Below are 11,239 nucleotides of genomic sequence, written 5' to 3'. Positions count from 1 at the left end.
CCCCCATTTTTTCGGGGGTGTTATTCGTATCTTTTAAAACGTCCATTTTATTCCTTTATCTCATTTTTAATTTGTACTTCAAATTCGCGTCCTTTTACGGCGGCGAGTAGCGCTGCTAAAGCCGTGCGGGAGTTTTTCACTCCATATTCGCCCAAAGAGGTGCCTAACAGCACGCAGCCCTCGGTATTGCGCCCGGTGTTGCCCGAATGGATCAAGATGCAGCGAGTTTTCGGCACCAGCTCATTCCATAAAAGCGGCAGACGAACTCTAAATTTCGGACTATCGTGCCAGGCTATTTGATACCTTCCTTGCGGTATGCGTCTATCCATGCCGCTCTGCGTGGTATCGGGACCCGCAGGCTCGCAGGTATATCCTATGAGCACTACTCTTTCGCCGTCGTGCAGGACGAAACGCCCGAGCGTCATATCATCAATTTCTTTAAATCTCACGATTTCTAAAATCATCTTTGCTCCTTTATCCTTCAAATTCTATCTCTATATTGTAGGCTGACGGCTCTAGCGTATGCGAAACCGATTTCACACTAAATTTGAGATCCTCAAGCCCTGGCGCACCTTTAAATTTAACCTGCGCGCCCGCGACGATATTGGCTCCCATACACGAGCACCGCCCGTTGATGCCGCCTTTTTTGAGCTCATTTAGCTTGCTTTGCGCCAGTTTATAAGCCTCGGCATCACTTTTCGGCTCTGGGATTTGCATCTTATAGGTCTGTTTGCCTTTGCCTACCTTGATCTGCTTACGCTTGCCGCTCTCCACATCTTGCCACTCACACACGACCGAACCGTAAGCGTTACGATTGGCTTCAGTGATATTTAGGGAAGTAAGATCGCTTAAGCTGAGCTCGATTTGCAGCAATCCGCTCTCTTGCTCTGCCTCACCCGATTCATCATCCCCGTTTTTCGGCGCAAGGATCAGCGTGTCATTTTTGGTAGCAGCGAGATAGCCGAGCTCTTTGCTAAGCGAATACAAAAACTCCAAATCGCTCACCCCGTCTTGCAGGCGCGATCTGATCGCCATATCCTCTCCGCTTGTTTTGAGGCGTAGGGCATTTTCGTCCGCGATCTTGCCGGCAATGGCAAAAAGTGTGGTATTTTCCCAGCTACGGCGTTTTTTGGTCTTAATTTTGCTCGCGAAATCTACGGCCGTAGCGCGTACCTCGGTACTTTGCTCTTTGTAATCTCGCTCGCAGGTCTGCACGGCAAATTTGCCGCATAGCCACATCAGATCGGAGCCTTCCGCTCCCTCGCCCGCCCAGCCCAGCCAAAGCTCAAGCCTATCGCCGAAAGCGGGTTTTGCATAGAGGCCGTACACCTTGAAACTGATCTCGTCGCTTTTAAAGCCCTCTTTGTCGTCAAAGCCCAAAGAGATCAAATTTTGCTTGAGCGTTTCGGTAATATCTTTGCCGTTTGCTTCAAGTTTAAAGATCGGTTTTCTTACCATAGGGCGGCCTGTTTTTGCGGGATTTTTTCTTCATTAAGTTCGGGCAAATTTACGAGCGTGCCCGCCTTTAAAACAATTTCTAGTTTCGGGTTAAGCTCCAGCACGCTTTCGAAATACCGCAAATGACCGTAGTGCCGATAAACGATCTGATCCAACCGCTCGCCATCTTTTGATCTATATATCATAATCTCTCCTCAATGTAAGGCTAAATGTCTGCGTGAAAAATGCCCCGTTTGGAGCAAATACCGATCTATTTTCGCTGATCTTTTCTATCGCAAATTTACCTAGATACTTCCCAAGCCCCGTAACGAGCGGCAGGCTCTGCCGCAGTTCAGCTAATGCATAAAGCGGTTTCAGTGCTTCTTGGCCATCCTGCGCAAAGGGGAGGGTTTGACCGTTTAGGCTCACGGTTTGACTGCCGAGTTTTGCACTCAAAAGCGCTTCAAAGTTTGCGATGCGCTCTTGCGAAGCTATGCCGAAGTCCGTTTCTACCGCTATTTCGCTCGTTTGCTTCCATTCAAATTTAAAACCGCCCAAATTTAAGACCATTTTACCCTCTCACATCCGTGTTTTTCTCATTGCGCTCATTTCGCCTGATAGCCTCTTGCACGTCTTTTGAAATTTGACGTCTAAAGGCTTCCGCATCGATACTCTGCCCGTGAGTGTCTATCTTAAAATCGCCGTTAAAAACGACGTTTGTATTGCCGGCGGTGCGGCTCGAGCTAAGGGTGCTGAGTGCTTCGCCCATAGGGCGATTCGGAGCTGGGGTGAAATTTCGATCGGCACTGCTATACGCAGGCGTCATAACCGGCGCACTATTATCTCCAAAGCCGAAAAATTCCCCTACGCTTTTTACACTACTGAGCACCCAATCGATCTTTTCGCCTATCCAGCCGAAAAAGTCCGCAAATAGATCTTTCCACCATGCCACCGTTTCATCAAATACGCTGCTAAAGGCTTCTACCCAGCTATCCAGCCAGCTCTTAAAGCTCTCCCATTCAGGTTTGATTTTTTGCCAAAAATTTTGAAAAAAGGCTTTGACTCTATCCCAATTCTCATATAGCCACACGGCCGCCGTAGCAAGTCCTACGACTATGGCGCCGATGCCAGTAGTGATTAGAGCCAGTTTCATTATGCGAAAGCCTGCAGCCGCGGCGATGGTCGCGCCTCTCAATATGGCCATAGCCGCCGCTGCAGCCTTGGATGCTACGGCGTGAGCGATCATAGCGGCTCTTTGAAAAATGACTGAGGCCGTAAGGCGTTTAACGGCAAGGTTGTATAACTGCGTCCAAACGAGGGCAAAGCGTAACCTTGCGCCCACCAGCCACGAGGCCACGGCTTGTGCCTTTAGGGCCACGGCCGTAGCCGCAGCTCGCACCTTGGTTATCAGAAAAAGCGGATTTAAAATTTTAAGAATTTTAACGATGCCGATAAAGCCGTCTATGATACTAAATGCCGCCAATTTAAGCGCCAGCCATACGGGTTTAAAAATTAAAAATCCCGCTACCGCAGAACTTATAAATTTCGTTAGGGTAGGAAATTCTTTCGCCAGGTCCTGCACCCAAATAGTAAGTCTGCCCAAAGCGTTTGCAAATGCGTTTATAGCCGGCAAAAAGGTTTCGCCTATAATAGCGGCTAAATTTAAAGCGCTAAATTTAAGTCGCTCGATTGCCGATGCGGTAGTATCGAGCTTCGTTTGTAGCTCTTTTTTCATAGATCCCTTTGCCTCATCCGAATAAACGCGAGCTAAGTTTTCTTTTAGGGCGTCCACATTCATTGCAAGGGCGGCTATTTCGTCGTTAAAATTTCCGCCTATCAAATCATAAAGCAGGCCCGATCGCATTTCTTTTGGGGCTTTGTTGATCCGATCCAAGAAATCCGTTATTGTTCCGGCCGCATCTTGGCCGAGATTTTTCTTGAGCGTTTGTGCGTCTAGTCCGATTTGAGCGAGGGCCTCTTGAAACGATTTGCCTTGGCTTTCCGCGGTATCGAGTTTTGTAAACAGAGCGTTAAGCGAAGTACCGACGACGCTTGTAGCCTTTCCGGTACTCAGCATCGTCGAGCTTATGGCGGCGGCCGATTTTTCATCTAGCCCGATGAGATTAGCGTTTGCGGCTATCAAAGAGACGGCTTCGAAGACATCTTTTGCCTTCACGTTTTCTACGGTGTTATCGAGCAAATTTACCGCATCAAATAGCTCGCCCATTCGACCTAAATCCTTAATTTTAAAGCCGACCTTCATATTGTTGCTCGCCCTACTAAGATCTTCGGCGCTCATCTCAAAAGCCGTAGCGCCGGTAGCGAGCATGCGGGTATATTTCAGCAGATCTCCGCCCTTTAAATTTATCTTTCCGCCGCCCGCGGCTATCTCGCTTATGCGCTCGAAGCTCAGTCCTAAGGAGCTGGAGAGATTGCGCATCTCTGATTTTAAGGTTTGCATATTTTCGGCGCTATCGTCAACGTATTTTTTCACATTCGCAAAGGCAGCTTCATCGTTCATGGCAAGCTTGATCGGGAGAGCGAAGATCCCGCCCGAAACGGCATTTCTTATGGTGGCGAATTCCGCTAAGACGTTGCGTCTCGCTTCGCGCAAGCTATGCTGCAAATTTGTAAGCTTTTGATTGTCAAAGGCTTTTAAGGCTTTATTCGTTTGCGAAACGCTTTCGTTGATTTGCTTGAAGCCTTTTTTGAGCTCGCCGAGCTGGGTTATTCCTTTGATTACAAGCCCGATGGTGACGCCCAGCGCTTCTTCTTGCATTTTCTCATCCTTTTTGTTATACTACCGCTATGATATTAGATGCTATCTGCCTTATTTTAGGCATTCTTGCCGTATTCGGTGCCTTATCTTTGACGGCGTCGCTCGCAACAGCCTTGTTAAAAGACTTCTGCGGTATTTTTAGACGCTCTTAGATCCGTTTTGCGCTTTTAAAATTTTAAGCGCAATCTGCACGAATTCGCTAAAATCCACAATATCCATCATTAAAATTTCGCCATAGCCGAAATGGAGCACGTAGCCGAGCAACGCGATATTTTCATTATCGGCTGCGCTCAAACGTCCAAAAAACCCTGTACTGCCTTTTGCAGGGTATTAAAATCCGCAATATCCAGTTCTTCGATCCACGAAGGCGTCTTATTTGCGCAAGCAGCGCAGAGTTTTATGCTTTGCTCGATCTCGGTTTTTTCAGCCGAAACAGCTTTGAAGGTTTTTACGCTCGGCGCAAAAACCTCTACCTCTTCGCCGCATACCGGCAAATTCACTTTGATATTTCTCATAAAATTCCTTTCTATTTAAACAAATTCCGAGCCGTAGGCTCGCACCTTGAGCGTGCCGGGGTTAATTGGGGGTTTGGGGGATAAGAAGGGGGCGCCTCGCAAGTAGCTCCCTTCTTGTCCCCCGAGATTGCTAAATGACGGGCTAAATTTAAACCCAGCTTGCAAATCTCTTTACCCTAAATAACTCATTCCCCTAAATTCGATCTAACTTTCGCCATATAATCCACCCCACCGATCATTAGGATCATATTTTCGGCATCTTTTAACACCATCGGCGTCTTGTCTATATTGATATCGACAAAGTGCGCTTGAAGCGTGATCGTAACTTCCATCTCGGCGCCGCTTTCAAAATCTGCAAATTCAATCTTTGTAATATCGCCGGTAAATGCTGCACTAAACGGCTTCGGCTCGCCTGATGCTTGATAGATCGAGGCGGTGAAAAGAAACGGCACGCGCGAGCTAAAGGCATTCAGACCCATAGCAAGCCATGTGTTTCTATCTGCAATGCGGATCGTAAAGCTTACCTCGGTAGCGGCTAAAATTCCGCTGCTATAATTTGCGCTAAGCGCACCTTTGGCCTCTATCGTCTCAAACTCCATAGTAGGAAGTTTGAGCGTTTTTGTAACGCCTAAATAGCCCTGACCGTTGATGAATACATTGCATTCTTGCACTGCTTGAGGGATAATTCTTTTCATACTTTTCTCCTTTAATTTTTACTTCTCGGGCGAGCTAAGCCCGCCCTGCGACGGGGAGCTACGCTCCCTCGACCCACCTAAAGTTTCAGAAATTTTGCTTCGCAAAATTTTAAAGCTTAAGCGGTTTTTTGCGAGCTAAGCCCGCCCCTCACCTGCTGAGCGCATCCATTAGCACTTTTCCGTATGTATCTACGTAGATGAAATCCAGCGTTAGTTGCTTTACAATCGGATTGTTTTGCATGCGCACATCTAAGTAAAATTTACCAGCCGTGATATTTGCTAAAGTATTTTTCGCACTCCAGCTAAGCTCATACCCGAGTAACACTCTAGCTCCTACGAGAGCCCGCAGTAACTCATCTACGCTTCTTTTTGCGTGATAGAGTTGATCTGCTTTGCGATCTATCGCGAAAAACACCCCTTTTTGGCAAGCCTGCGAGATACGATCAAAAATCCTTACCCTGGCAAGATCCTGCCAAATGCTATCAACATCGCTAGTCTCTCCGCCCCAAGCCCTGAAGCCCTGCTCGCGAATGATCGTGCTGATATGCGCTGCTCTAAGCTCATCTGCCGTGCAGGTCTCTCCCATCTCAAAGTCCACGTCTATTGCCGTGCCGCTGATGCCGCCCATCACTCGGTTAGAATAGCTGTCGCTGTAGCCAAATTCGCTAAGGCCATCTACATAGGCGATCATTCCGGCGATACGAGCCGATTGAGGCGTCATTGTATAATCGTTTGTTTCATCGTCCCACGTCTTGACGAAAGGATAGGCGGCGAGCAGGCGAGAGGTGCCGAAGCTTCCCATCTTTGTGATAGCTTCGCTTGCGCTTGAAGCTTTGAGATCGACGATACCGGTCGCTTTAAGGCGCGTCGCCATTGTCTCAAGCGCGGATTTTATCGCGTCCTCTCCCGAAAACTCCGGCGCGATGAGTAAATTTGGGCGGTAGCCGGTGGCAGACTTTGCATTTTTGAAAGCTTCTATAGCAGCCTTGCAAGCAGTAATGTCGTCGCTATCGTCATTATTGTCGGTGCGAGTAAAGACCGATAGGATGATTTGCGTTTGTACCGCCTGATCTGCTATCGCTTTTAGCGCGCGGTAGATCGAGCCTTGTTTGAAGCTTTCAGATTTGCCCTTTTTCTCCTTATAGATCGCCTCGATCGCATCAATTGCCTTATCGGTCGTCATAAAAAAATGCAGGCCGTTTTCCAGCACCTCTTCATATCCTGCGATCCCGATGGGTGTAGTACTCTCCACGCTTATCGGTCGCGCCGCCTCTGCCGAAACGGTTATGTTTACTCCAAATTTTGCAGCCATCTTTTCTCCTTTGTTTAAAATTTCGATATCAAATATATGGCGATAAACGCCAAGTCCTGCATGGCCCCGTAAAATACTTCCTGCCTGCCCCACGCATCGCTTGCCTCAAAAGCTCGAAATCGTAACGTCCATTTCGTGCGGTATCCTAGCTCACAAGCAAGCGGAAAACCTACTGCAAGCGCTACGGCTAGAAGCGGCGCGCCATAAATGCCCGCAAAGAGCAGCGGCACAAATACCGGTAGCCACCAAAGCAACCCGCGCAAAAAGAGGCAGAGCCTGCAATAGCCTAGCCAATGCGCGCGCGGGTCTTTAATGAGCTTGCGGGCGATGCGCTCGATAAATTTTACTTCGTGTTCGTCGGTATAACTGCCGTGGGTTACGAGTGCGCCAACCCATACGCCCCAGCCTTTGCTTTCGCCTGCAAGATAGCCTAGCCCGCAGATGACCGCAAGGTAGAAATTTCCTAAAAAGGTAAATATCAAAAGCGCCACTACCAAAGCGTTGATTTTTGCAAAATATGCATATCGCCCGCGTAATCTATTGAGTATCCAAAACATCATCGCTCCTTTGGGCGGCTCTTGACTATGTCTGCAAACTCGTCGCTACCTAGATACCAGAAAGGCTTTGAGCCGTCCTCGTAGCGAAACTTCGCGAAATCGTCCGGATGCGTCGCAAGATGGGCGATCACCCTAAGGATATTCATCATATTGGAATGATCCCACTGATCGCATTTGCGCGCCCGCAAGAAAATCACGATAGGGCAGGCGAGAATTCCAAGTATGAATGCCGAGATAAAGATCAAAAGGTAGCTCATAGCGCCACCTCTATCGTATCTGTGAAAATGATCGCGTCTAGCTCTTTTTTGTTTTTGGCTTTTTCAATTTTGAGTTCATGCCCCCATTTCAGCACGTGCAGTTTCTGCCCGGCAATCTGAATGGCGCGCTTGATCTTTTTGAGATCCTCTTGTCCGTTTATCTTTTTCATCGAATTATCGTGCATTCGAAACGCCCGCACTTCTAGACTATCAAAAGTATCGATCATAGCTTCGATATTGAGCAGGTATTTATAGCCGCCGTTGACGGCACCAAAGTCTTTGATCTCAACCTTGCAGCTCTCGCCCATTGCGTTCACCCACGAAGCGAGCTCTGCGGTCTTTGCGGCTTTGAGCTCCTCAAGGCTCGGCTCAAGCATACTTTTTGCCTGTGCTTCTGTTATCTTGGTTAACCCCTCCGCTATTTGTTCTTCGCCCACGTCATCGTCATAGGCATAGACTTCGTTTTGTGAATTTTTGTAGTATTTCATCTTTATTCCTTATCTTAGCTCCGCCCATTTCCCAAAGCCCGTACCATTCCCAGCGAGCTTGTATGTCGCATTTGGCGGCACTATGCAATTTATACCGTCGTCTCCGCTACCGTGAGCATAGCCTCCGTTTGCTGCTTCTATACCATTGACAAACAAAGTTACTATTTGCCCATTTCCAGATGAAGTCTTTACATAAACCATAATAGGCCTATCTGTGGTATTTGTATAGACTACTCCGTATTGTCTTTGAGTTGTGACATCCTGCCACGTTTGGCCTATACCGATGCTAGCGTTTTTGTCCATGTATTCTTTCGCCGCCTTTTCCGATACCGCGGTATCTGCCAAATTTCCCGTGATGGAATTTTTGAGCTTTACGATGCCCGCTTTTACCTCGGTAGCATACGGGGATTTATCCACATTCGTGGCCTCAAAGACGTTTTTTACCTTTATGAGTATGATCACGCTCATATTATAGGGGCGGTTTTCAGAGGCTACAGGTACCACATTTGAAGCATCAAAAGACACTTTATAAACAGGGTCAGAAGTTCCGTCATTAAATCCATACCCCATAATTTCTGACATTTTAAAGGCCCCGTCTGCTTGTCTGACATCGTTGCTCATAACTGCGAGCCAGCCTTGGATATTCCTGATCGCATCATCTTGCGCTATCCCAAGGCTCGCCGCATTGCCGCCCGTGCCGCGGATAAATTTGCCGTCGTTGAATTTCGGCAGATTGAAGTGCTCGCCGTTGCCGCCATAGGTATAGCCGATGACATCGAAAAGCTCGATATACTCGCTCTTTGCAAGCCGTCTACCGTCGCACGGAAGGAAGCCCGCCGGTGTAGTTCGATCGCTCGACCAAAACAGATAGGAGCCGATCTTCAGCCCGTCGCTCGCTTCGGATTTGAGGGCATATTTCTCGGCAGCGAGCCCGCCGAGTTTTGCGCTATCGGCGGCAGCTTCGGTTTTGTCGAGCTTTTCTTTGATGAGTTTGCCCGTATCGGTAAACTTTTCATCCACCTCGGTTTTTGAGTAGCTATCGCTTACATCGCGCTTTGTCGCAAGCGCGAGATCCGCGCCGGACTTATTATCCTCGACTTGCTTCTTGAGATAGCTAGTACGGTTCGCAAGCTGCTTTGCCTGCTTATTACTGATGCCGTCTACTCCGCCCACTACGGGGTCGGTTACTTCGAGCTGATATATCCCTTCTTCCCAAATTTTATCTTCTTTGATATTAGCCACTGTATGCTCCATAGTTGAATTGGTCGTTGTATCTGATTTGCCCGTCGTGCTTGATCTGATTTGTTGAATGCTCGATCAGAGCTAGCACGCACCTTGCGGGCGCCGCCGCTTTTGCCGCTTCCGCTATCGCCGCCGCCTTACTCTTTGAAAGAGGAACGCTGCTTATGATGCTATATTCGGCCCAATGCGAATTTGAGCCGTAAAATCTGCTTCTATCATATTTGATAGAGCCGTCATATTTCTGTCCTAAATTTCCCTCTACTATGATCGCTCCGCTATCGATCGCATTCACCGCTTTTTTGACCGCATAGAAGGTGCCTGAATAGTAGTGAATTTTAAAGGCCTCTTTGATGAGTAACCGCGCACCGGTTTCATTAAGCCCGTCTATGTTCACATCCAGGCTATCTGCCAAAATCGCAAGAAGCGAAGCGGGGCAGCTATCCGCCAGGATATTTATCACGCCTATATCAAGCCCTGCAAGGCTCAGCCCAAAAAGGTCGTCAAGCTTCTTGTCAAATTTTGGCTTTCCACTCGGTAGGATACTCATAGATTAGCCTTTGCGAAGCTGAGCTCAAATTTGATTTTCACAAAGCTATCCACGTCCGCTTTTATATCGGCGGCGGGCTGCTTTAGATTTACGCGATACACTCCCTCGCGGTGCAGAGTAGAATAGATATAGCTTAAATTTAGATCCTCGCCTAAGCTTAGGCTTGTCCTGCTAGCCTCTATCTCGCTTTGAACCCCGGCTTGCAAAAGCATATCTTTTAGCTCGAGCTCGGCTTTTATTACGGCGTTTATGACTTTGGCGTTTTCTACGACTACGGTGTCGCAAAGCGGTCGCACCCGCTCGCCGCTTAGATAGCTTTGCACGTCCGCTCTTGTTTCTTCGCTCATATCGGTAGTTTTTAGATAAAGTTTTACGATGCCAGGCCCTCCGTTTATCGCGCTTACTTCTTCTACCTTGGCGTTGGCATTTAGCGCGTGATAGATATAGGCTTTCCTGCTTCCTGCCGTAGAAAATCGCTCCAGCGAAAGCACGGCGCGATCGCGCAGTCTCTCGTCGCTCTCCTTATCTGCGCCACCTTCAAAGCGCGATGTTTGGCGCGCCTCGAGTACGAATGAAAAAGGCGTTTGGATGAGCTCGCATTTTAGATCGCTTTGCTTGATGAAGGCTTGTAGGATGCTGTGGCCCGCACCCTTTAGCTGCCCCGCTGCGATCGTGATGTCATCTTTGATAGCGGCAAGCTCGCCGGAGCTTGCGCACAAGATAGTGCCTTTTGGGATTAGTACGTCCGAATCGCGCGCCATACTTAGGGTGAATTCCACTTCCGCTACGGGCTTTTCGCCCCTTAGCCGTTCTATACCGTACATCGCAACGATATTGTCAAGATCAGCCCCCTGCGCGAAAGGTAGCAGCATAGATTTTACGGCGCTATTTATGCGGGCGCGCAAAAGAAGCTCTCGATATGCAAGCGTTTCAAGCAAGGCCGAAAAACGATCGCTCTCAAGAAGTGAAATTTCATCATCATTTAAATTCTTTTTAAAAAGCTCTTTAACGGCTTTTAAAATTTCATCGTAGCTAAGCTGTTCGATTACATTGGGATAGGGCAAATTTTTAAGAAAGCTCATATCTCTACTCCGATCTCTTTGCCGTTTGTTAGCAAAATTTTAAAACGCAGCTTGTGATCTTTGAAGCTCACGAGCTTCACTTCGTCGATCTGCACTCTCTTCTCCCATCTTTGCACTGCTTCGATGACGAAGTAGCTCAAATCGGCTCTAAACTCATCATTGACCCGTCTATCGATCAGCTCAAAAAGACGGCTGCCATATTCGGGCAGCATTACCCGCGAGCCGATAGGGGTGCTGAGGATATCTTTTATGCTATCTTCGATACTTACTAAATATTTCATCCTTGCTCCTCGCGCGAAGCGCATAAAATAAACTCAAGCCGAAGGCT

16 protein-coding genes are annotated in these 11,239 nt (G+C 48.0%); all 16 read right to left on the bottom strand.

The window, feature by feature from the left end; genetic code table 11:
• Positions 1 to 47: 47 nt before the first annotated feature.
• Positions 48 to 464: a DUF5675 family protein gene (locus Q0174_RS08140; protein WP_298043181.1), complete on the bottom strand. Its 417-nt coding sequence runs from the start codon at positions 462 to 464 to the stop codon at positions 48 to 50.
• A gap of 10 nt (positions 465 to 474) precedes the next feature.
• Positions 475 to 1,458 carry a phage tail protein gene (locus Q0174_RS08135; protein ID WP_298043178.1) on the bottom strand — a complete coding sequence of 328 codons (984 nt, stop codon included), beginning with the start codon at positions 1,456 to 1,458 and terminating at the stop codon, positions 475 to 477.
• Positions 1,452 to 1,643 carry a tail protein X gene (locus Q0174_RS08130; protein ID WP_298043177.1) on the bottom strand — a complete coding sequence of 64 codons (192 nt, stop codon included), beginning with the start codon at positions 1,641 to 1,643 and terminating at the stop codon, positions 1,452 to 1,454. Before Q0174_RS08130 ends, Q0174_RS08135 begins: the two co-directional genes overlap by 7 nt.
• Complete coding sequence (locus tag Q0174_RS08125; RefSeq protein ID WP_298043175.1) at positions 1,633 to 2,007, bottom strand: phage tail protein; 375 nt, start codon at positions 2,005 to 2,007, stop codon at positions 1,633 to 1,635. Before Q0174_RS08125 ends, Q0174_RS08130 begins: the two co-directional genes overlap by 11 nt.
• A gap of 1 nt (position 2,008) precedes the next feature.
• A complete protein-coding gene (locus Q0174_RS08120; RefSeq protein WP_298043173.1) occupies positions 2,009 to 4,216 on the bottom strand; it encodes a phage tail tape measure protein in 2,208 nt (735 codons plus the stop codon).
• 138 nt (positions 4,217 to 4,354) lie between these two features.
• Positions 4,355 to 4,510 (bottom strand): hypothetical protein, encoded by a 156-nt coding sequence (locus Q0174_RS08115; RefSeq protein ID WP_298043171.1) that lies wholly within the window; start codon positions 4,508 to 4,510, stop codon positions 4,355 to 4,357.
• Positions 4,507 to 4,731 carry a phage tail assembly protein gene (locus tag Q0174_RS08110; RefSeq protein ID WP_298043169.1) on the bottom strand — a complete coding sequence of 75 codons (225 nt, stop codon included), beginning with the start codon at positions 4,729 to 4,731 and terminating at the stop codon, positions 4,507 to 4,509. Before Q0174_RS08110 ends, Q0174_RS08115 begins: the two co-directional genes overlap by 4 nt.
• Positions 4,732 to 4,916: 185 nt before the next feature.
• Entirely contained in the window at positions 4,917 to 5,426 is a 510-nt protein-coding gene (locus tag Q0174_RS08105; protein WP_297895267.1) for a phage major tail tube protein, read from the bottom strand.
• A gap of 148 nt (positions 5,427 to 5,574) precedes the next feature.
• Positions 5,575 to 6,738 carry a phage tail sheath subtilisin-like domain-containing protein gene (locus Q0174_RS08100; protein ID WP_298043168.1) on the bottom strand — a complete coding sequence of 388 codons (1,164 nt, stop codon included), beginning with the start codon at positions 6,736 to 6,738 and terminating at the stop codon, positions 5,575 to 5,577.
• 14 nt (positions 6,739 to 6,752) lie between these two features.
• Positions 6,753 to 7,295 carry a hypothetical protein gene (locus tag Q0174_RS08095; RefSeq protein WP_298043167.1) on the bottom strand — a complete coding sequence of 181 codons (543 nt, stop codon included), beginning with the start codon at positions 7,293 to 7,295 and terminating at the stop codon, positions 6,753 to 6,755.
• Positions 7,295 to 7,552 (bottom strand): hypothetical protein, encoded by a 258-nt coding sequence (locus tag Q0174_RS08090; RefSeq protein WP_298043166.1) that lies wholly within the window; start codon positions 7,550 to 7,552, stop codon positions 7,295 to 7,297. Before Q0174_RS08090 ends, Q0174_RS08095 begins: the two co-directional genes overlap by 1 nt.
• Positions 7,549 to 8,040 (bottom strand): hypothetical protein, encoded by a 492-nt coding sequence (locus tag Q0174_RS08085; RefSeq protein WP_298043165.1) that lies wholly within the window; start codon positions 8,038 to 8,040, stop codon positions 7,549 to 7,551. Before Q0174_RS08085 ends, Q0174_RS08090 begins: the two co-directional genes overlap by 4 nt.
• Positions 8,041 to 8,049: 9 nt before the next feature.
• Complete coding sequence (locus Q0174_RS08080; protein WP_298043164.1) at positions 8,050 to 9,282, bottom strand: phage tail protein; 1,233 nt, start codon at positions 9,280 to 9,282, stop codon at positions 8,050 to 8,052.
• Positions 9,275 to 9,829 carry a phage tail protein gene (locus Q0174_RS08075; protein ID WP_298043163.1) on the bottom strand — a complete coding sequence of 185 codons (555 nt, stop codon included), beginning with the start codon at positions 9,827 to 9,829 and terminating at the stop codon, positions 9,275 to 9,277. Before Q0174_RS08075 ends, Q0174_RS08080 begins: the two co-directional genes overlap by 8 nt.
• On the bottom strand, positions 9,826 to 10,911 hold the full coding sequence (locus Q0174_RS08070) for a baseplate J/gp47 family protein (RefSeq protein WP_298043161.1): 1,086 nt from the start codon (positions 10,909 to 10,911) through the stop codon (positions 9,826 to 9,828). Before Q0174_RS08070 ends, Q0174_RS08075 begins: the two co-directional genes overlap by 4 nt.
• Complete coding sequence (locus Q0174_RS08065; protein WP_298043160.1) at positions 10,908 to 11,192, bottom strand: GPW/gp25 family protein; 285 nt, start codon at positions 11,190 to 11,192, stop codon at positions 10,908 to 10,910. The genes Q0174_RS08070 and Q0174_RS08065 overlap by 4 nt, the downstream gene beginning before the upstream one ends.
• Between the last annotated feature and the right edge of the window lie 47 nt (positions 11,193 to 11,239).

Origin of the sequence: uncultured Campylobacter sp., assembly GCF_937996225.1 — a bacterium.
Lineage (GTDB): Bacteria > Campylobacterota > Campylobacteria > Campylobacterales > Campylobacteraceae > Campylobacter_B.
This window is presented reverse-complemented; position numbering and strand designations above follow the sequence as displayed.